Here is a 20013-nt window from a genome sequence, read left to right as displayed (position 1 = left end):
AGCACCGCCAGCTGATCGAAGAACACCTTCGACAACTCCCGCGCGTCCCGAGGAGCCACAGCCGTGGGATCCGCGACCTCCGGCAGCCCCACCGCATGGGCCGTCGCACGCCTGTCCGTCTTCGCCACGCTCACTGCCGTCAAGGTGTTCCCCTCCCGGGTACGCACGCCGCCCGAACCGGACGACTCGTTCAGGCCCCGGCTACCCGGTCGTAGGCCACTCATGCGTCCCTGCCGGCCGTCGTCCTCCGCGAGGCGGGAATGACGGGCCGTCAGCCGTCCGTGGTGCGCAGTGCCGCCTCACGGGAGTCGGTGAGGGTGAAGTACTCGCGGGTGCCGCTGATGGTGAGGAGGCGGGCGACACTGGCCTGGAGCGGGCCGAGGAGGACGAACGCGCGACCGTCCGCCTGGTGGCGCTGGTGCGCGTCGAGGAGGGAGCGGAGCAGCTGGCTGTCTCCGAAGGTCAGGCCGGTGAGATCCACCACAGTGGCCGGCAGACCGCAGTCGTCGGCCTCGTCCCAGGCGGCGCCGAGCAGGTCGCACTCGTCGTAGTCCATCTCTCCGCGCACCGTGACCTCGAAGACACGACGGTGCCGGGTGACCTGCACGACCGTCCCTGACTCCCACTGCATCCCGTCATCCTGTCACTCTCCGGCCGGGTGGGGCGAGCCCGCTCCCGGCCGGCGGTCGCGTTCGTGACGGGCGCCGCTCCCGGTCCACCCGGCCAGGCTCCGCAGGACGGCGCTCCGGCCGCGGTCCGGCACCGTCCACAGGGTCTGGCCCCGCACGCCCCACCGCTCCAGCAGCGCGTTGGCGGCCAGGAAGCCGGTCGTCGCGGCCCGTTCCATCAGTGCCACCGGCAGCTCGGTGCGGACCAGGTCGCCCGCCACCACGAGCCGCGGGTCCGGGGTGCGCACGGTCGGCCGGTCGCGGTAGCCGCCCACCGGGAACAGGGGGCAGTCCTCGCGCCATTCGTGGCGGACGTCGACGATCGTGGCCGTACGCGTCTCGGGGTAGACGCGGTGCATCTGTTCGACGAGGCGCTTCTCCTCGACGTCCCGGGACGCCTGGGGCGGGACCGCGTAGGCGTGCAGTTCCACCACGGATCCGCCGGTGCGCGCGGCCCACCGGGCGGCCTCGTCCTCCCACCGCTCCAGCACGCTGATGTTGTCCAGGGTCGCGAAGCCGCTCGTGCCCAGGAAGCCGGGCCGGCCGGGCGCCACGGGCCGGTCCAGCCACAGCCGGGTGACCAGGAACGGCGGGGCGTCGCGCAGCCGTGCGACGCGCTCGCGCCAGGGCGCGTCGGCCAGCCGGTCCGACCGGGCCACGAGGGAGCGCAGGCCCGCGCTGTCCAGAGCCAGTACGGCGCTGTCGTGGTGCCGCTCGTCCCGGCCGGTGGTGACCAGGAAGCCGCCGTCCCCTGCCGGTGCGAGGTGTTCGACGGCCGTGCCGGTGCGCACCTCGGCGCCGTGCCCCTCCAGGTAGCCGGCCAGCGGGTGCCACAGGGCGGCGGGGAAGGGCGCGCGGGGCACGTCGAACAGCAGGCCCTCGGCGGAGCCGAGGAAGTAGATGTGGAACATCAGTGCCATCTCGGCCGCCGAGAGGTGCCGGGGGTCGGCGAAGAAGCTCCGCGAGAAGACCTCGAACGCCAGGTGCCGGGCCTTCTCGGGGAAGCGGACGGTGTGCAGGAAGTCGTGGGCGCTGGTGCGGTCGAGCCGGTCGTAGACGCCGGGGACGCGTACGTCGAGCAGCGGCAGGGCCGCGACCGGGTCCATGTCCCCGAGGTCCCGCAGGCCGAAGGAGGGGCTGAGCGCGACGAAACCGAGCGCACTCCACGGCGGGGTGCGCGGGACATGGCGGAAACTGTCCCGCAGCCCGCCGGCGTGCAGCAGCGGGTAGTCCGGCAGACCTGTCAGCCGCCGCAGGCCGGGGTCGGTACGGCGGAGCAGCCCGCGCAGGTTGTAGTACTGACGGAAGAAGGCGTGGAAGCCGCGGCTCATGGTCACCGGCGTGCCGTCCCGGAGGGTGGTCGGCCAGCCGCCGACCCGGCCGCCGAGGTAGGGCCGGCTCTCGTACAGGGTCACGCCGACGCCGCGCTCGGCGAGTGCCGTGGCGGCGGCGAGACCGGCGATGCCGCCGCCGACGACGGCGGTGGTGGGGCGGGCACCTTCCACGCGCCGCGTCCCCGGGTGTGCCGGGAGCAGCCGGGCACGCCGGTCCCGGCCGCGGCGGGCGCCGTCCGGGTTCCTGGCTCCCTTCATCGCCCGGCCTCCGGGTGGCGGGCGGTCTCCGGGCGGCGGGCGACGAAGGTGTGGGTGATGCCCGTCTGCCAGCCCGGCAGGGGCAGGGTTCGCACGTGCTCGAATCCGGCCGCGCGCACGCGGCCGGCGAAGCGGTCGGCGGTGTCGAACTCCACGACGCTGCGCCACAGATGGCGGTACAGCTCGCCGTCGCCGAGCGCGGACGCCGTGGGCTGGACGAGACCGCGGCACACCAGCGTCCACACGGCGCGGTCGGCGCGGCGCCCGCTCAGGGTGTACTCGTGCACGCCGAGCCGGCCGCCGGGCGCGAGCAGGTCGCGGGCGGTGGTGAGGACGGCGTCGGGATCGGACACGTTGCGGAAGAGGTAGGCGGCGAAGACCGCGTCGAACGGTCCGCTCACCCCGGCCTCGGCCAGGCCTTCCGCCGGTGCCCGCACGAAGGTCACCTCGTGGGCCCAGGGCTTGGCGGCGGCCCGGCCCAGCATGCCGGCGGACGCGTCGACGGCGGTGATGTGCGCGGCCGGCAGGACGGAGCGGAGCGCCGCCGTCGAGGCGCCGGTGCCGCAGCCGAGGTCCAGCAGGCGCAGGCCCGCGCCGTGCCCGGGCAGGCCCAGACGGCGTACCGAGCGCCTCAGGTGGGCGTGGTAGCCGGGGTTGGCGGCCACCAGCGTGTCGTAGCTGCGGGCGGCGTGGTCGAACGCGGCGGCGAGGTCCGCGTCACGCAGCAGGGTCATGCGGTCTCCAGGGGCGGCGGGGTCGGTCGGAGGGGGCCGGCGGGTCAGTCGAACGGGCGGCGGGGCAGGCCACGCAGTTCGAGCGCCGAGCGGAGCATCGGGCCGATCGGGGTGCGCAGGCCGATGGCGAGGTCCTCGCGCAGGTGGGTGCGTCCGTCGAGGAACCGCAGGAGCGTGGGCATGGGTACGTGGCGGAACAGCCCGCTGAACAGGGCGGGGCCGTCGACCCGGCCGCTGGCCAGGGCGCGCAGCAGTACGGCGTCCATGGCGCGCGAGCGGGCGGAGTGGGCCGGGGGCGGCACCGGCCGGCGTCCCCGGCGCAGGGCCGCGGCGACGGCCCGCGTCTGGCGTTGCAGGCCGGAGAAGGTGTAGCCGGTGGCCGGGCGGGTGGCGCCGCCGGCGGCGCCGATACGGAAGACCGACGCGCCGACCTGACGTGGCATCGGGGCATCCGTCATCGGGATGACCCCGGTCTCGGTGGCGAGGACCTGTAGGTCGCCGAGTCCCAGGACATCGTGCGTGTAGTGCCGTACCGCCGCCGCGTATCCGCTGTCGGAGAGGAGCCGTGGTGAGAACTCGGTGTACTCCACGAGGGCCTCGTGCGGTCCGGTGGGCAGCACGTAACCGAACGACAGGCCGTCGGCGGGCTGGGGGGTGCGGAAGTCCATCAGGTCCGCGGTGGCGGGGTCGAAGACCGGCGCGGCGGTGCGGACGAACCAGCCGTGGAAGTGCTGGAGCAGTGTGGTGCGGGCGGCGGGCAGGCTGCCGAGCGGCCGGGAGTCGAACACCCAGCGGGCGTCGAGGACCTGTGGTGTGCCGTCCGTGCTCCGGAGCCGTACGCGGGCCCCGCCGGGCACGTCCTCCACCGTCTCGACGGTGGCCTCCAGCCTCGTTACGTGCGGGCTGGCGGCCAGGTCCCTGCCGACCAGGGCCTCGAAGTCGTCGGAGCGGATCATCTTGTACCGCAGCGGCCCGAGGTCCCCTTCGACCGGGCGCCCCGCTGGAGGCCGTACCCGCAGGTGCTGCCAGGAAGCCGTGACCGCGGCGTCGAAGCGCCCACGGCCCGCCTCCCAGAAACACCAGGTGCGGCGGGGCGCGCGCAGCGGGCCGGGCGGCGCGTCGACCAGGACCACGGACGGCGTGCGAAGTCCCGGCGCGTGTCCGGCCAGACGGTGGGCCAGGGACAGGCCGGCGGCCCCGGCCCCGACCACGGCCACCTCCGCCTCCGACACGACGGCTCCTTCCGTGCTGGCGTCCGGGTGCGCGTCACGCACCCTGGCCGCTTCCCGCTGTTCCCGCCCATGTGCCCGAACGGATGCGGGTCACTCGTATGCGACACGCGTCGGCCACGGCGCGTGAGGGATGTGGAAGGCATCGTCACAAGCGGTCCGTCGCGCCTCGGCCCGTACCGCATCCGCGTCCGGCCCACACGCCGAAGACGTGGTGACGAACTGCTGTGTGATCAGGAGAAGAGGATCCGGGATGCGCCCCACACAGGCGAAGGAACACCATGCGGTCGCACCGCCACCCGTCCCGCGCCCGGTGCCGCTGTCGGGTTCCCCCGTCCGGGTGCGCCCGGACGGCGCAACCGGCGAGTCCCATGGCGCCGTCCCGCCAAGGACCGGGGACGCGGGCGTGGTCGACGCGGACGTGCCCGCCGCCGTGGGCCGGGTGCTGGACCACTTCCTGGCCGACCGTGTCGCCCGCGCCCGCGCCATGGACGTCCTGTTCGCCGAGGAGCTCGCCGGGAGGGTCGTGCGCTTCACCCGGACCGGGGGCAAACGGGCCCGCTCGCAGCTGCTGTGGTGGTCACTGCGTGCGTGCGGCGGCACCGGGGAGGCGCTGGTGGCGTCGGCCCTGCGGATCGGCGCCGCGCTCGAACTCCTGCAGACCTGCGCCCTGGTGCACGACGACGTGATGGACGGTTCGGTCCGGCGCCGCGGCCGGCCGGCGCTGCACGCCGAGCTGAGCGCCCGCTACACCGGTGCGGCCTCCCCCCGGCGCGTGAGCCGCTTCGGGGAGGCGGCCGGGCTGCTGGCCGGTGATCTGGCGCTCGCCTGGTCGGACGACCTGGTGGCCGAGACACCGCTCGACCCGGTGCGGGCGTCCGCCGTGCGCCGTCTGTGGAGTGACATGCGCACCGAGATGGTGGCCGGCCAGTACCTGGACGTGCAGGGACAGATCACGGGCGCGTACTCCCTGTCCCGGGCCCTGCGGGCGGCCTGCCTCAAGAGCGCCCGGTACTCCGTCGAGCGGCCCCTGGCGCTGGGCGCCGCACTGGCGGACGCGGACGACACCACCACGCGGGCGCTGCGCTCGGCCGGCCGCTGTGCCGGCATGGCGTTCCAGCTGCGGGACGACCTGGACGACGTCTTCGGTGACCCGCGGCGGACGGGGAAACCCTGCGGCGGTGACATCCGCGAGGGCAAACCGACGTACCTGGTCGCTCTGGCCCGGGTCCGCGCCGAGACCACCGGCGACCACTCCTCCCTCACCGTCCTGCGCCGCTCGCTGGGCAACGCCGGCCTCACGGGGCCGGACCTGGACCGGGTGCGGGAGGTGCTCACCGGCACGGGCGCCCGGGCGACGGTCGAGGACAGGATCGGCCGCCTGATCGCCCAGAGCCTGCGCCACCTCGACGATGCCCGCCTCGAACACGAGCCCGGCACCCGACTGCACCACCTGCTCGTCGCCGCGGGCGACGGACCGGGATCCGCGACCGGATCGCCTGAGCCTGCGCATCCCGGTGGCAGCGGTCCGTGCCCCGGGGACGATGTGGGCGCGTCCATGCCGGCGTTCCTGGCCTGCTCGGGTGCGAAGGAGTGCGGACGATGACGCGTACGCTGCCCGGGCGCAGCGATCACGTCGTGGTCGTGGGGGCCGGCCTGGCCGGGCTGTCGGCCGCGCTGCACCTGCTGGGCGCCGGACGCCGCGTCACCGTCGTGGAGCGGGATCCGCTGCCCGGCGGCCGGGCCGGCCGCCTCGACCTGGGCGGTTACCGGTTCGACACCGGCCCGACCGTGCTGACCATGCCCGACCTCGCCGACGAGGCGTTCGCGGCCGTCGGTGACAGCCTGTACCGGCGGGTCGACCTGGTTCCCCTGCACCCCGCCTACCGGGCCCGCTTCGCGGACGGCAGCACCCTCGACGTGCACACCGGCGCCGACGCGATGGCGGCTGAGGTGGAACGGTTCGCCGGGGCCCGCGAGGCGGCGGGCTACCGGCGGCTGCGCGACTGGCTGGAGAAGCTGTACCGGGTGCAGATGCGCCGGTTCATCGACGCCAACTTCGACTCCCCGCTCAACCTGCTGACCCCCGACCTGGCCCGGCTGGCCGCGCTGGGCGGCTTCGGCCGGCTCGATGCCCGGATCGGGGCTTTCCTCTCCGACGAACGGCTGCGCCGGGTGTTCTCCTTCCAGGCCCTGTACGCGGGCGTGCCGCCCGCCCGCGCCCTGGCCGCGTACGCCGTCATCGCCTACATGGACACCGTCGCCGGCGTGTACTTCCCCCGGGGCGGCATGCACGCGCTGCCGCGGGCCATGGCGGACGCCGCCGCCGACGCGGGCGCCGACCTGCGCTACGGGCAGGAGGTGATCCGGCTGGAACGCTCGGGGGCGCGCGTCACCGCCGTCGTCACCGGCCAGGAGCGCGTCGCCTGCGACAGCGTGGTCCTCACCCCGGACCTCCCCGTCACCTACCGGCTCATCGGCCGCCGCCCCCGCCGGCCGCTGCGCCTGCGTCACTCACCGTCCGCCGTGGTGCTGCACCTGGGGACGGACCGCACCTGGCCGCAGCTGGCCCACCACACCATCTCCTTCGGCGCGGCCTGGCGCGCCACGTTCGACGAACTGACCCGCACCGGGCGCCTGATGAGCGATCCCTCCCTGCTCGTCACCCGGCCCACCGCCACCGATCCCGGGCTCGCTCCCCCGGGCCGGCACCTGCACTACGTCCTGGCGCCCTGCCCCAACACCGACATCGGACCGGATGCCGCCGCGTGGGGCGAGCTCGGCCCCCGCTACCGGCAGACGCTGCTGCGGGAGCTGGAGCGGCGCGGCCTGGACGGCATCGAGGCCGCCGTCGAGGAGGAGTGCCTCGTCACCCCGGCCACCTGGCGGGCCGCGGGCCACGCCGCCGGGACACCCTTCTCGGCCGCCCACACCTTCGCCCAGACGGGCCCGTTCCGGCCGCGCAACCTGGTGCGGGGCATCGAGAACGCCGTCCTCGCCGGCTGCGGCACGACACCGGGCGTCGGCGTACCGACCGTGCTGGTGTCCGGGAAGCTCGCCGCCGCGCGGATCACCGGCCTGCCGCACCCCGCGCCCACCCGGCCGCGCACCCCGCCGAAGCCCGTGGAGGAAAGCACCGTATGACGGACCGTGAACTGGACGCGGCGGGGATCGGCGATCCGGCGCTGCGCGCGGCGTACCACCAGTGCCGTGCGCTCAACGCCCGGCACGGCAAGACGTACTTCCTCGCCACCCGGCTGCTGCCGGTCGAGCGCCGGCCCGCCGTGCACGCCCTGTACGGCTTCGCCCGCTGGGCGGACGACATCGTCGACTCCCTCGACCCCGGCGTGGGCACCGGGCGACGCGGCGAGGTGCTGGGGGAACTGCGGCGGAGCCTGGACGAGGGACTGCGCGACGGGCACAGCCGCGAACCGGTGGTCCTGGCGCTCGCCGACACCGCACGCCGTTACGGCATCGAGCACGCCCATTTCCGTGACTTCATGTCGGCGATGAGCGCGGACCTGGTGGTGACCGACTACGCCACCTACGCGGACCTGCGCGCTTACATGCACGGCTCGGCCGCGGTGATCGGGTTGCAGATGCTGCCCGTGCTGGGGACGGTCGTCCCGCGCGAGGAGGCCGCGCCGTACGCCGCCGCCCTGGGCGTCGCCTTCCAGTTGAGCAACTTCCTCCGCGACGTGGGAGAGGACCTGGACCGGGGGCGCGTCTATCTGCCCGCCGATCTGCTCGCCGGTCACGGAGTCGGCCGGGACCTGCTGCGGTGGAGCCGGGACACCGGGCGGCACGACCGCCGCATCACGGGCGCGCTGCGCGAGTTCGAGGCGCTGACGCGCGGTGTCTACCGGGAGGCCGCCCCCGGCCTGGCGATGCTGGACCCGGTGTCCCGCCCGTGCATCCGTACCGCGTTCGTCCTGTACGGCGGCATCCTGGACGCGGTCGCCCGGGACGGGTACGCGGTGCTGCACCGCCGCGCGGCGGTCGGGCACCGGCGCCGGGCCGCGGTCGCCGCCGACGGACTCGTCCGGGTGCTCGCCGCCCGGCTGGCCGCGCGGCGCCGGCCGGGGCGTCCCGCCCTGCCGAGCCCGCTGTCCACCGCCGTGCGCGGCACCTCGTGCCCGCCGGTCGCGAAGGAGGTCGTGTGAACCCCGTTCCGCCCGGCCGGCGCGGCCGGCTGCCGCTGTCCCTGCGGCGGCGTCCGGTGCCGTGGGAGCGTCAGCGGCCCACCTGGCGGGAGGCCAGGCCCGCGGTCATCGCGCAGGCGCTGAAGCGGGCCCGGGCCCGTCCGTCCGGCAACTGGTACGTGGTCGGTGCCTCCCGCGGCCTGCGCGCCGACCGTCCGCTCGCGCGGACCGTGGCGGGCCGGGAGGTGGTCGTCTGGCGCGGCGCCGACGGCCGGCTGGTGGGCGGTCCCGGCATCTGCCCCCATCTCGGCGCACCGTTGCGGGACAGCCCCGTACGCTGCGGCACCCTGGTCTGCCACTGGCACGGGCTCGCCCTGGACGGCGGCCCGTCCGCGGGCTGGTCCCCGCTGCCGGTGCACGACGACGGCGTCCTGGTGTGGGTGCGCCTGGACGAGGCCGGCGGTGAGGCGCCGCTGGAGGCGCCGGTCGTCGCGCCGAGGCCCGAGCGGACGCGTGCGCTGACGGCCGTCTACACCGGGACGGGGGTGTGCGAGACCGAGGACGTCGTGGCCAATCGCCTGGACCCGTGGCACGGCGCGTGGTTCCACCCGTACTCGTTCGCCGATCTCACGGTGGTCGGGTCACCCGACGGCCCGGGCAGCGACGACGCCTTCACCGTCGACGTCTCCTTCAAGGTGGCCGGACGCCTGGTCGTACCGGTGCGTGCCGTGTTCACCGCCCCTGAACCGCGTACGGTCGTCATGCGCATCACCGAAGGCGAGGGGCGGGGTTCCGTGGTCGAGACCCATGCCACGCCCCTCGGGCCGGACGAGCGGGGCCGGCCGCGTACGGCGGTCGTCGAGGCCGTGATGGCCGCCTCCGACCGGCCGGGCTTCGCCGTCGCCCGCCGGGCGGCGCCCCTCCTGCGTCCGCTGGTGCGGGCCGCTGCGGGGCGCCTGTGGCGGGACGACCTCGCCTACGCCGAACGTCGCTGGCGGCTGCGCTCCACGGGACGCTTCCCCGGCTGAGAACCGGCCTGGTGACGTACGGGCGTGGCCGGACACCGGCGTCGCGCCCGTCACCGGGCCGACAGGGGCTGGGCGCGGGCGATGAGCAGAGCGACGTCGTCGTGGCCGGCGGGGTGGCGGAGCTCCCGCAGGAGCCGGTCGCAGGTGTCCTCCGTGGAGCGGTCGCGCGGTGCCAGGAGGCGCAGGAGGTCCTCCAGCCGTTCGTCGATGGGGTCGTCGCGGGTCTCGACCAGCCCGTCGGTGTAGAGGACCAGCTGGTCGCCGGGCTCCAGGCCGAGCGTGGTCGTCTCGAAGGGGACGCCCCCGACTCCCAGCGGGATGCCGGTGGGCAGGTCGAGGAGTTCCGGCGCCCTGCCGGCGCGCATCAGCACCGGGGGCAGGTGGCCGGCGGAGGTCACGTGCAGCAGGGCCCGGTGGGGGTCGTAGACCGCGTACACACAGGTGGCGATGTACGGGTCCAGACCATGAGTGATCTTGTCGAGGTGGGTGAGGATGCGGGCGGGCTCCAGGTCGAGGTCGGCGAGGGTGGAGGTGGCGGTGCGCAGGCGGCCCATGGCGGTGGCCGCCGGAATGCCGCTGCCCATGACGTCGCCCACCGCGAGCGCGGTGCGGTCACCGTCGAGGGGGATCACGTCGTACCAGTCGCCGCCGACCTCGCTGAAGGCCTGCGCGGGCCGGTACCGGGCGGCGACGTCCAGACCGGGATGACGGGGCGAGAGCCGGGGCAGCAGGCTGCGCTGGAGGGTCTCGGCGGCGCTGCGGATGTGCTGGTGCAGGACGGCGTTGTCGATGCTCAGCGCGGCGGAGGAGGCCAGCTCGCAGGCGAGGGCGAGATCGTCGTCGTCGAACGGCTGGGGGTTGCGGGCGCGGGCCAGCCCCATCACGCCGATGACCTCTCCGCGGGCGATGAGCGGGACGGCCATGTCGGAGTGGACACCCGCCCGGGCCAGCAGGCGGGCGGCCTCGGGGCCGGCGGCGATGCGGGCGTGATCCTCCAGATGGGTGATCAGGTGCGGGAGCCGGGTGCGGATGCAGTGGGCCGCCGGGTGGTCGGCGTGGTACGTGGTGAGGCGGCCGGGCGGGACCATGGCGTCGGCGGCGTCGGTGGGGTAGGCCGTCTTCACGGCCAGGGCGCGGAACAGCGCCGGGCCCTCGCCGACGTCCGGACGACCCGTCTGAAGGACGGAGTCCAGGAGGTCCACCGAGACCATGTCGGCCAGGTCCGGCACGACGACGTCCGCCAGTTCCCGCGCGGTCCGTTCCACCTCCAGGGTGGTGCCGATCCGGGACGAACCGTTGGCCACGAGACGCAGGCGATGCTGGGCCTGGTCGGCCTTGCGGGCCGCCTCGTAGCGGTCGGTGACGTCGACGACCATGGTCGCGATGCCCAGGACGTGCCCGAGGTGGTCCTCCAGCCGGTACACCGAGACCGCCCAGGCGTGATCACGGTCCGGGTCGGCGCTGGTGCGGCCCACCATCTGCTGGTCCACCACGGGGGCGCCGGAGGCGAGGACCTGCCGCATCAGGGCCTCCGCGTCCAGGAAGGGCTCGCCGGGCAGGACCTCGCGGAAGGGGCGGCCGATGTGATCGGCCTCCAGAACGCCGTGCATGCCCGCGAGGGCCGGGTTGACGGCCAGGTACCGCAGGTCGGTGTCCAGTACGGCCAGACCGATCGGGGCCTGGGTGACCAGCCGGGTGGACAGGGCCAGGTTGCGCTCCATCTGGCGCAGGGTGGTGCGGTCGGTGGCCAGTCCCAGGGCGTAGTGGTCGCCCAGGTTGTCCGTCAGCCGCATGTTGCGGAACTCGACCATCCGGGAGCTGCCGTCCTTGTGCCGGACGGGGAACGCCCCCGCCCAGCCCCGGCCGGTCGCCATCACGTCGGCGAACAGGGTGACCGCCGCGTCCTGGTTCTCGGGATGGAGGAGCAGCAGCGCCGCGTACTGCCCGACCGCCTCGCTGCGGGTGTAGCCGAACAACTCCTCCGCCTGCGGGCTCCACATGTCGATCTTGCCGTCGGCCTCCAGCAGCACCGCGGCGACGCCCAGCAGATCCATCAGCCCGCTCGGATCCGCCGCGCCGCCCCCCGGACGCTCAGCCTGCTCCGGGCGCCGCTGCGCTCCTGTCATCGCACTCGCTCCTTCCGCCTGCCGGCCTCACCGGTGCGCCCGCCTCACCGCGCAGTCGGGTGACACGGTTTCCCGCAGGTCAGCAGCCGCATCCACGATGCGGTACGGGACCTGGGGCGGCCAGGGGGACGCGCCGGGAAGGGTCCCGCGACCTGCCCCGGCCCCCGTGTCCCGGGCACCAAGCACAATGGAGCGCACACCTCGATGTTCCGGCCGACACTCCACTTCTACCCCTCCCCGCCACCGGGTGTCCCGCCCACGGAGGCGTCGAGGACGGCACGGCATGCCGGGATGAACCCGCGGTCGACCGCGCAGGCGCGAGGGACGGGTGCGGCGTGCCGGGGGGCCGGTGTGCATCGGCGCGGCGCGCGGCCGTGCGGCCGGGGTGACACGGCATGTCGGTCGCGCTCGCGGGCGGGGCGAGCCGCCGCGTCGGGCCGGGTGGCGGGACGGCCCTCGCCCTGCGTCGGACCGCCCCGGCACGGCCCGCGCCCGCGCGCGGGTCACCGTTGCCGCGCGCCGACGCGGGCGGGCACAGGAACTGCAGGGTGCCGCACCCCGTTCGCGCCGGCGGCTGTGGCTCGTCAGCAGGGCGCCGGTGACGACCGACCGCCCCTGCCGATGCGCCCGCCGCCCGGCCGTCGGACGTTCCGGCGGCCGGGGCTCGGGGCGTCCACCGTCCGGCCCGTGTCCCCCGCCCACCGAACGCAGAACCCTGCGAGGGCCGGGAGCACGGGCGTCCTCTCCCGCGCCTCCGTCCCGCCGACCGGCCCGCAGGACCTTCCGGGCAGCGGGGTTCGCGGGCGCCCCTCCCGGGCTCCGGCTACCCCCGGCCGGCCCACCGCACCTTCCGGGCACCGGCACCCGAAGTCGTACCCTCCCCGGTCCCCTCCGGGGCCCCGTCCAGCGCCCGCCGGCCCGCCGCATCCCCCCGGGCCTCACCCGGAGGCGGTGTGTCCAGTTCGTACAGCGTGCGGAGCAGCGCGTGAGGTGCGGACGGGTCGAGGAGTCTGGTCCCGGTCGGGCCGGCTCCCTCCGCGTCGGGGGGCAGCAGGAGCCGCCGGGCGCCCAGACGGGCCGCGAGCAGGCGGGCCGTCGTCACCACGTCGGCGGGGTGGGGGCCGTGTTCACCCTGTGCGACGGCGGCGACCACGGGGATGCGGCCGTCGTCGAGCAGCGTGCGCAGGACGCCGGGGTCGGCCACGAGGTCTCCGGAGGTCGTGCGGGTGAGCGTGTGGCCGTCCTCGCCCGTGATGCCGACGGCCAGCGGGCCGTGGGCGTTGACGAGGCCGACGAGGCGCCGCTGCACCAGGCCCGCGGCCACCGTGCGCAGCGCGGTGCCCTCGTCCTCGTCCGGGGCCCGCCGGACCGGCTCCGCGCCGGCGTCGTGCACGACGACCGGCCGGGCCCCGCTGTACCGCAGGAACGCCAGGTCCTGGGCGAAGGCCTCGCCGAGCGCGCCGGGGGCGAGCACGGCCCGCCCCGCGACGACGACCACGGCACCGCCGTACAGGGATCTGATCCCCGGGAGGGCGCCCACGAGCGCCCCCACCGTGCGGAGCGCCTCGCGTTCCGCACCCCCGGCCGCCGGGCCGGCCACGGACGGGTACCGGATCAGGCGCTCCTGCGGTGGTGGAGGACTCCGTCGCTCCAGATCCGGTCCACCCTGCCCCAGGCCATGGCGGAGGCGACGTCCGGGAAGAACCCGTGTCCGTTGAGATTGGCGCTGGTGTTGCACAGGACGGGGACGCCGCTGAGCCGGTGGTAGGCGGTCAGCACCTCCGCCAGGAACGGGTCGTCGTCCCGGGAGACGGTCTGGAGCCGTGCCGTGCCGTCGAGATGGACGACCGCCGGGACCTTGTCGAGCCATTCGGGGCGGACTTCGTGCTCGAACAGCATGTACGGGTCGGGGGTGCCGGGGGCGAAGACGGCCGGGGCCTCCTCCACGAGGCAGATCGGGGCGACCGGACGGTAGGGCTCGCGGTCCTTGACCCGGTTCAGTTCGTCCTTCATCGCCGCCCGGGTGGGGGCGGCCAGGATGCTGCGACCCCCGAGGGCCCGCGGTCCCAGTTCGGCGCGCCCCTGGAGGACGACCACGGGCCGGCCCGACTCGTGGAGTTCCCGGGCCAGTTCGGCGGGGGTGCAGGGCGTGGCGGTCCAGCCGTCGGGTGTCCCCGGGCTGGGCTGGAGGGCCGGCCCCAGCCGTACGTGCCAGTCGACGGGGCGCAGGCCCTCGTGCCGGGCCCTGCCGAGCACGGCGGCGCCGATCGCCGACCCCGAGTCGTTGGGGAACGGCGGTACCCAGACGTCGGCGAACTCCGGGAGGGCGCGCAGCGCGTTGTTCCACTTGATGTTCAGGGCGCAGCCGCCGGCGAAGCACAGGTTCCACGGCCCGGTGCCGCGCGCCGCGCGTACCTTCTGGGTGATGCGCTCCAGGAGGAGTTCCTGGAAGAAGGTGTGGACACTCGCCAGGACGTCCTCGTCGGCTATCCCCCGGGGTTCCACCCGGTCGCGTACGGCCTGGAAGAAGGTGTGGACGGGAGGCACCGACGGTTCGAAGAGGCTGCCGTAGCCGCCGACGGCCCGGCGGTACTCCACGGACTCCGGCAGGTCGCTCTCGAAGACCCGGTGGAACTCCTCGCGCAGCGCGGTCAGTACGTCCTCGTGCGGCCGGCCGAGCGCGATGTACGCCATCAGTTTGCCGGCCACCGAGAGGTCGTCCACCGTCGGTGACTGGACCTCGCGGCGGAACGGGCCGAAGTGGTGGCCGGCGATGGCGTAGGCGTGGCCGAGCAGCGGGAAGAGTTCCCCGAGGTTCTCCACGCCGGTGTCGGGGTCGACCCAGTACAGCCGCGGGAAGAGTCCGCCGTCCCAGACGAGGACGAAGGACGGCTCGCCCCGCCGGGCGAAGGGGCTGGAGCAGTAGGCGCTCGCCAGGTGTCCGGCGGCGTGCGCGTAGCTCGTGTAGGGGTAGGTGCGGCCGTCCATCGGGAACTCGCCGGACGCCCCCGGCGCGGCCAGGTCGGGGCAGGCCGCGGATTCCCGGTAGGGCCCGACAGCGAGTTCCACCGGGACCGAGGAACTCAGCAGGGAAACCACGCCGGAGACGTCACCGTCCCAGCCGTCGACGACCCATTCGTCGACGTCCCGTGGCTTGTAGCCGAAATCGGCGAGAATTCCGGGGATCTGGCTGAGGTCGGAGACGGTGCTGTACCGCCGACCGTTCCCTATCTTTTCCATCTCGACGCTGAAAACGAGGCGATCGTCTTCGAGCAGGGCCACCGCTCCGTCGTGCGTGAGCTTGAGTCCGCAGATAATCAATTTTCCACTCCCTGATCATCCTGAAGCAATGGCCCCAGTGTTACCGGTCATCGAGTCGCAGACAATAAAGAGACGACTTGCGGCCGGAGGGGGACAGGCGCCGCCACTCTTCCGGGGCGGTGTCCAGGTCGACTTCTTGAAAGCCCTGCCGCGTGAACCAGGCGCCCCCGTGTTTCGAGGCGGCGAGAATGGCGGCACATCCGTTGTCGGCCGCCCGCCGGACGGCGTGACGCAGCAGGATCCGGCCGATCCCTCTGCCCTGGAACTCCGGCGAGACGCAGAGGTTGTATATGACCAGGCATTGCGGCACCGGGAGCAGTCCCATGCAGCCGGCGATGGTGTTTTCGTGGACCGCCGTGTCGTCGACCGCCACGAGGAATTCGTCGGAGTGCCGCGCGAAGGTGTCCGGCGAGCGTCTGAGCAGCCGGTCCGCGGCCGCGAACGGCGCGGAGATGCGGGCCAGCTCCCCGGCGTCCCCGGGGTGCGCCCGCCGTACCGAGATCTCCTGCCCGGCCGGCCGGGGCCGGGCGTCGACCCCGGTGCCGCCGGGGCCGGGCCGGCCGCGCGCGCCGGCCCGCGGATCACGAAGCATCGGGTTCGGCGCAGGTGCCCGGGCCGCCGTTCCGGTTTCCCGCGAAGCCGAGCCCGAAGGGCTGGTCGACGGGCATCAGCTCGATCATGTTGACGTTGACGTGCGGGGGCCGGTCCAGGCACCAGGCGATGCCCTGGGCCACGTCGTCGGCCGTGAGAGGGGTGACGCCGGCGTAGAGCGCCGCCGCGCGGGACTCGTCCCCCTCGTAGCGGACCTGGGCGAACTCCGTCCGCGCCATGCCGGGCGCGACGCAGCTGACCCGGACTCCGGTGCCCTGGAGATCGACGCGCATGTTGAGGGAGAGCTGGTGCACGAACGCCTTCGTGGCGGCGTAGACGTTGCCACCCAGGTAGGGGTACTCGGCGGCGATCGATCCGACGTTGACCACGTGTCCGTCGCCACGCGCGACGAGCCGGGGCAGCACGCTTTCGGTCAGATTCAGCAGACCTGTGACGTTTGTGTCGACCATTTCACGCCAGTGCGGCGAGCCGCCCTCCTGGAGCGGACCGAACCCCTTCGACAGGCCCGCGTTGTTCACAAGCACCGAAATATCGCGGTATTCGGCCGGTAGCTCCGCCAGGGCTCTGGTCAGGGAGTCCGGATCCCGCACGTCGGCGACCACAGGGAGAATGGCTCGATATGGATCCTCTTCGGCGAGCGTTTTGAGCCGTTCGGCACGGCGGGCGAGGGCAATGACTGCGTATCCTCTTGCAGACAACACCTGCGCGATGCGCGCACCGAATCCGGACGAGGCGCCAGAAACCAACGCAATGCCACGAGGCTCCGTACCGTCCGACATATCCCTCTCGTTCCCCCTGCAACAGGTCGCAGAGTTTCACGTAGGCCTGCACCTCGTGTCAAGGTGCACTTCATGACCGGCCATACAGCGGGTTCCCCGCGCACCGGCCTCAAGAAGAGGATTTCGGGTCACGCGCTCTCCAGGAAAGGAAGTAGTGAAGAGAGCTTCACCGCATGACCACCCGTAACTTCTTGCCAGTCAATCACGCACACACACGACGTCGCCATGTGACGCACGTCACATGTGCAATCGGTGGCAGGCCCTTGAGGATCATGACTACAGTCGAAAGCTAAGTCCCAGCACTACAGCGCGAAATCCTGCGGCGATAAAGGGCGGAAATGCAGCCCCGATCGTCCGGATCGAAAGCCTCGCGGGGAAACGGGGGAGTATGCCGGCCCACCTGTCAGGTGGTGCAGTGACAATCCCCCGTCCCAGGCCTGTGCCGCCCTTTCGCCATGGGGCCGGATCCGGATTTCGAAGACACCACAAGAGCCGACCCCCGTTGACCACCGGCCTCGACTCGCAAGGGAACGCAGCGTGCCCGTCATCCACAAACGCCATCTTCGTGCGTCCGTCGTCGCGCAGCCGTTGCTGCACCGCTGGTACGCCTGGCCCTACCTCCTGGCACCGCACACCGGGGCACTGAACCTGCGCGAGAGACTGCTTCCCATCCTCCGCAACTACGTCATGTCCCCGACGCTGCACCGCAACGCCCTGGCGGATCCGGCCCGTTACGGCGGACCGTTCCTCAACCCGGGCAGCGCGGGCACCGACGACGTGCAGGCGTTGCTCGACACGACCCTGCGCGACGCGGCGGCGCGCCTCACCCTCGCGGACGACATCGACCGCCTGCGGGCCCTGCTGGCCGAGCGGGCCACCGGCGGCCCCCTGGAATCCCTGTACCCCGAGGTCCCCGAATCGCTGCGCGGCTGCGTCGAGTTGGTCTACGACACCGCGAACCACGCCTCCTTCCGCTTCTTCGAGTCGCTGCTGTACCGCTCCCCCGCGTTCGAGGAGCACGGCCAGACCCTGTCGCTGACCGCTGTCCCCCCGCGTGACCAGCCCTTCGTGTACGGCAGCCCCGTGCTGCCCTCGCCCGAGCGCCTCGACATCGGCGTACCGTTCTCCGCCGCCGTGTGGGACGACGTGTTCGCCGCCCGTCTCCAGCCCGTGGACACCCGGGAACTGGCCGAGCGGCTGGGCCTGGACGCCGCCGGGACGGCCGGCTTCGAGGCGCTCTTCCACGACGAGGCCCCCCGCACCCCGGACCGGGTTCCCGACGGCCAGGTCCGGATGCGCTACTTCGGGCACGCGACGGTCCTGGTGGAGACCTCGGCGGGCTGCGTCCTGCTCGACCCGCTGATCGGCTACTCCGACGACGGACACGAGCACTTCGCTCTCGCGGACCTGCCCCACCACATCGACGCCGTGGTGATCAGCCACTTCCACTCGGACCACTTCTCGCTGGAGACACTGCTCCAGCTGCGCACCCGCATCGGCACGATCGTGGTCCCGCGCGCATCCGGCGGCACGCTCCAGGACCCCAGCCTGAAGGTGATGCTGGAGGCTCTGGGCTTCTCCCGCGTGGTGGAGCTGGGCGAGCTGGACACGCACCGGGCCGCCGAGGGACTCGACGTCGTGGGCCTGCCCTTCATCGGGGAGCACGCCGACCTCGACATCCGCACCAAGATGGTGCCACTGGTACGCGCGCTCGGCCGGTCCTTCATGTTCGCCACCGACATCACGCCGATCGAGCCAGCCCTCTACGACCGGGTACGCGACATCGTCGGCGAGGTCGACGCGCTGTTCGTCGGACTGGAATGCGTCGGCGCCTCCCTCAGCTGGCTGTACGGCCCGCTGATGGAGGCCAAGCTGACGCGTGAGCAGAACCAGTCGCGGCGGCTGAAGGGCTCGGACGCCGCCATGGCGGACCGGCTGGCCCAGCAGGTGGGCGCCCGGCACGTGTACGCGTACGCCATGGGCCTCGAACCCTGGCTGAAGCACCTCACCGGCTCGGAGTTCGACGCCGAGTCCGAACCGGTGCGCCAGAGCGGCCTGCTGGAGGAACTGTGCCGACGGCGCTCGGTCGGCTCGGAGCTGCTGTACCGGCAGGCCGAACGCATGTGGCCGGCCGCCGAGCCGCGCTCCTGAGCCCGCCGGAACGCGTCACGATGAAGCCCTCTCCCACCACCGCACGCCCGCTGCCCGCGCGGGAACTGGTGCGCCCCGGGCCACGGCCCGAGGCACCCGCCGTCCTGTACTGCTTCCCGCACGCCGGCGGCGCGGCCTCGGCCTACCGGCCGTGGCCTGCGGCCCTGCCGGACCGGATCGAGGTGGTGGCCGTCCAGCTCCCGGGACGCGAGCACCGCATCGCGGAACCGCCGTGCGTGGACCCCGCCCTGATCGCGGACGCCGTACGCGCCGACGTCGCGGCGCACGGCTCGCGGCCCTACGCCCTGTTCGGGCACAGCATGGGCGCCCTCGTCGCATTCGAGGTGGCACGCATCCTGTCCGCCGACGACCGGCTGACGGGTCCCGCGCTGCTGGCCGTCTCGGGCATGGAACATCCCGGCTCCGGGCGGCCCCGGCCCGCGCTGTCCGGGCTGCCCGATGCGGAACTGCTCGCCTGGGTGGCGGGCCTGGGCGGATCACCGGCCGAGGCGCTCGCCGACCCGCAGCTCCTGGAGATCCTGCTCCCCGTGCTGCGGGCCGACCTCGCCTGGCTGGAGGGATACGTCCCGAGGCCGGCGCCCCCGCTGGCGTGTCCCCTCTCGGTCTTCGCGGGTGAGCGGGACGACCGGGTCGCGCTGCCGGGCCTGGAGGCCTGGGCCGGCGAGACACGCAGGACGGCCACCGTACGCCGCTACCCCAGCGGCCATTTCTACCCGGCGGAGCAACTGCGGCTGGTGTGCCGGGACCTGGCGGACGACCTCGCCGACGCGCTGGACACCCGCGAGGCGGCCCGGTGAACGCGGGCGACCGGCGCTGGCTCGTCGAGTGGCAGCCGCCGGCCACGGCCCGGATGCTGCTGGTGTGCCTGCCGCACGCCGGCTCGGGGGCCTTCCAGTTCCGTCAGTGGCAGGAGCTGGCCGGCCCCGGGATCGCCGTGGTCGCCGTACAGCTGCCGGGGCGGGAGAACCGGTGGCGCGAGGAGCCGGCGACGCGGGCCGAGGAGGTGGTCCGGGAGCTGGTCCCGGTGCTGGCCGCCCGGATCGACCTGCCCTACCTCGTGTTCGGGCACAGCATGGGCGCCCTGCTCGGCTACGAGCTGGCGCGCGCCCTCGGCACCGGGTACGGATCGTGGCCCGTCGGGCTCGTGGCCTCCGCCTGCCGTGCGCCGGACGCCCAGGGGGCGCCGACCGGGGCGGCGGCGATGAGCGACGGCGAGCTGGTGGCCGAGCTGGCCGAGCACGGCGCCGTACCGGACTACGTGGCCGCCAGCGAGAAGCTGGTCCCCATCGTCGCCCGACCCCTGCGCGCCGACCTGACCCTGTGCGACCACTACCGCCCGCCGGCCGCGGACGCCGTACTGCCCTGCCCGGTCCACGCCTGGCGGGGCAGCGACGACCTCGCCGTCACGGACGAGCACGCCGGGCAGTGGCGCGCCTGGTCGGCCGCGCCGGCCGGCGTGCGCCGCTTCGACGGCGGGCACCTCTACCACCTCGACCGCCCCGACGAGGTCGTGGACGCGCTCCGCCGCCTCGGTGAGAGGGCCCGTACGGGCGTGAGGGAATAGCCCGCCGCCCGGCCCCCGCCCACCGGGCCGCTCGCGCCCTGGTCCC

16 protein-coding genes and 1 pseudogene are annotated in these 20013 nt (G+C 74.0%); 7 read left to right on the top strand and 10 right to left on the bottom strand.

All coding sequences use genetic code 11. The features are described 5' to 3' along the window. The 5 genes and pseudogenes from ACF1BE_RS08615 to ACF1BE_RS08595 form a co-directional block, all read right to left on the bottom strand. Positions 1–128, bottom strand: a pseudogene (locus tag ACF1BE_RS08615) (RNA polymerase sigma factor SigF); the annotation flags it as partial. 143 nt (positions 129–271) lie between these two features. Then, entirely contained in the window at positions 272–631 is a 360-nt protein-coding gene (locus tag ACF1BE_RS08610) for an STAS domain-containing protein (RefSeq protein WP_392198215.1), read from the bottom strand. Between the two features lie 12 nt (positions 632–643). Then, on the bottom strand, positions 644–2260 hold the full coding sequence (locus ACF1BE_RS08605; RefSeq protein WP_392198214.1) for an FAD-dependent oxidoreductase: 1617 nt from the start codon (positions 2258–2260) through the stop codon (positions 644–646). Beyond that, positions 2257–2994, bottom strand: a complete 738-nt coding sequence (locus tag ACF1BE_RS08600; protein WP_392198213.1) for a class I SAM-dependent methyltransferase — start codon at positions 2992–2994, stop codon at positions 2257–2259. The genes ACF1BE_RS08605 and ACF1BE_RS08600 overlap by 4 nt, the downstream gene beginning before the upstream one ends. Positions 2995–3038: 44 nt before the next feature. Further along, positions 3039–4226 (bottom strand): lycopene cyclase family protein, encoded by a 1188-nt coding sequence (locus ACF1BE_RS08595; protein WP_392198212.1) that lies wholly within the window; start codon positions 4224–4226, stop codon positions 3039–3041. A 250-nt stretch (positions 4227–4476) separates the two neighbouring features. Between ACF1BE_RS08595 and ACF1BE_RS08590 the strand changes: the two genes are divergently transcribed. The 4 genes from ACF1BE_RS08590 to ACF1BE_RS08575 are packed head-to-tail and all read left to right on the top strand — an operon-like array spanning position 4477 to position 9393. Next, positions 4477–5829, top strand: coding sequence for a polyprenyl synthetase family protein (locus ACF1BE_RS08590; RefSeq protein WP_392198211.1), 1353 nt, complete (start codon positions 4477–4479; stop codon positions 5827–5829). After that, positions 5826–7367 (top strand): phytoene desaturase, encoded by a 1542-nt coding sequence (locus tag ACF1BE_RS08585; protein ID WP_392198210.1) that lies wholly within the window; start codon positions 5826–5828, stop codon positions 7365–7367. The genes ACF1BE_RS08590 and ACF1BE_RS08585 overlap by 4 nt, the downstream gene beginning before the upstream one ends. Further along, positions 7364–8386, top strand: coding sequence for a phytoene/squalene synthase family protein (locus tag ACF1BE_RS08580; protein WP_392198209.1), 1023 nt, complete (start codon positions 7364–7366; stop codon positions 8384–8386). Before ACF1BE_RS08585 ends, ACF1BE_RS08580 begins: the two co-directional genes overlap by 4 nt. Continuing rightward, on the top strand, positions 8383–9393 hold the full coding sequence (locus ACF1BE_RS08575; RefSeq protein WP_392198208.1) for a DUF5914 domain-containing protein: 1011 nt from the start codon (positions 8383–8385) through the stop codon (positions 9391–9393). Before ACF1BE_RS08580 ends, ACF1BE_RS08575 begins: the two co-directional genes overlap by 4 nt. 50 nt (positions 9394–9443) lie before the next feature. Here ACF1BE_RS08575 and ACF1BE_RS08570 read toward each other — a convergent pair whose 3' ends face one another. From ACF1BE_RS08570 to ACF1BE_RS08550, 5 genes are all read right to left on the bottom strand, one after another. Beyond that, on the bottom strand, positions 9444–11519 hold the full coding sequence (locus tag ACF1BE_RS08570) for a SpoIIE family protein phosphatase (RefSeq protein ID WP_392198207.1): 2076 nt from the start codon (positions 11517–11519) through the stop codon (positions 9444–9446). An 823-nt stretch (positions 11520–12342) separates the two neighbouring features. Beyond that, positions 12343–13119, bottom strand: coding sequence for a hypothetical protein (locus ACF1BE_RS08565; protein ID WP_392198206.1), 777 nt, complete (start codon positions 13117–13119; stop codon positions 12343–12345). Positions 13120–13133: 14 nt separating this feature from the next. Further along, the gene (locus ACF1BE_RS08560; RefSeq protein WP_392198205.1) at positions 13134–14840 is read right to left on the bottom strand and encodes a carbamoyltransferase N-terminal domain-containing protein; all 1707 of its coding nucleotides are present in this window, start codon (positions 14838–14840) and stop codon (positions 13134–13136) included. A 40-nt stretch (positions 14841–14880) separates the two neighbouring features. Next, entirely contained in the window at positions 14881–15432 is a 552-nt protein-coding gene (locus ACF1BE_RS08555) for a GNAT family N-acetyltransferase (RefSeq protein WP_392198204.1), read from the bottom strand. After that, on the bottom strand, positions 15422–16231 hold the full coding sequence (locus tag ACF1BE_RS08550) for an SDR family NAD(P)-dependent oxidoreductase (RefSeq protein WP_392198203.1): 810 nt from the start codon (positions 16229–16231) through the stop codon (positions 15422–15424). The genes ACF1BE_RS08555 and ACF1BE_RS08550 overlap by 11 nt, the downstream gene beginning before the upstream one ends. Before the next feature lie 537 nt (positions 16232–16768). On the opposite strand from ACF1BE_RS08550, the gene ACF1BE_RS08545 reads away from it, so the two are divergent. From ACF1BE_RS08545 to ACF1BE_RS08535, 3 genes are read left to right on the top strand one after another with little or no spacing between them, the layout of a single operon-like run. Next, entirely contained in the window at positions 16769–18382 is a 1614-nt protein-coding gene (locus tag ACF1BE_RS08545) for an MBL fold metallo-hydrolase (protein WP_392198202.1), read from the top strand. A 20-nt stretch (positions 18383–18402) separates the two neighbouring features. Beyond that, positions 18403–19200: a thioesterase II family protein gene (locus ACF1BE_RS08540; RefSeq protein WP_392198201.1), complete on the top strand. Its 798-nt coding sequence runs from the start codon at positions 18403–18405 to the stop codon at positions 19198–19200. Continuing rightward, positions 19197–19967, top strand: a complete 771-nt coding sequence (locus tag ACF1BE_RS08535) for a thioesterase II family protein (RefSeq protein WP_392198200.1) — start codon at positions 19197–19199, stop codon at positions 19965–19967. Before ACF1BE_RS08540 ends, ACF1BE_RS08535 begins: the two co-directional genes overlap by 4 nt. Positions 19968–20013: the final 46 nt, after the last annotated feature.

Source organism: Streptomyces sp. NPDC014991 (genome assembly GCF_043080665.1).
Classification (GTDB): Bacteria; Actinomycetota; Actinomycetes; order Streptomycetales; family Streptomycetaceae; genus Streptomyces.
Note: the sequence above shows the minus strand (reverse complement) of the source record. Positions and strands in the feature narration are given on the sequence as shown.

Coding starts and splice junctions, on each gene's coding strand:
- ACF1BE_RS08610 (WP_392198215.1), bottom strand. CDS start 631: ATGCAGTGGGAGTCAGGGACGGTCGTGCAGGTCACCCGGCACCGTCGT.
- ACF1BE_RS08605 (WP_392198214.1), bottom strand. CDS start 2,260: ATGAAGGGAGCCAGGAACCCGGACGGCGCCCGCCGCGGCCGGGACCGG.
- ACF1BE_RS08600 (WP_392198213.1), bottom strand. CDS start 2,994: ATGACCCTGCTGCGTGACGCGGACCTCGCCGCCGCGTTCGACCACGCC.
- ACF1BE_RS08590 (WP_392198211.1), top strand. CDS start 4,477: ATGCGCCCCACACAGGCGAAGGAACACCATGCGGTCGCACCGCCACCC.
- ACF1BE_RS08585 (WP_392198210.1), top strand. CDS start 5,826: ATGACGCGTACGCTGCCCGGGCGCAGCGATCACGTCGTGGTCGTGGGG.
- ACF1BE_RS08580 (WP_392198209.1), top strand. CDS start 7,364: ATGACGGACCGTGAACTGGACGCGGCGGGGATCGGCGATCCGGCGCTG.
- ACF1BE_RS08570 (WP_392198207.1), bottom strand. CDS start 11,519: ATGACAGGAGCGCAGCGGCGCCCGGAGCAGGCTGAGCGTCCGGGGGGC.
- ACF1BE_RS08555 (WP_392198204.1), bottom strand. CDS start 15,432: ATGCTTCGTGATCCGCGGGCCGGCGCGCGCGGCCGGCCCGGCCCCGGC.
- ACF1BE_RS08550 (WP_392198203.1), bottom strand. CDS start 16,231: ATGTCGGACGGTACGGAGCCTCGTGGCATTGCGTTGGTTTCTGGCGCC.
- ACF1BE_RS08540 (WP_392198201.1), top strand. CDS start 18,403: ATGAAGCCCTCTCCCACCACCGCACGCCCGCTGCCCGCGCGGGAACTG.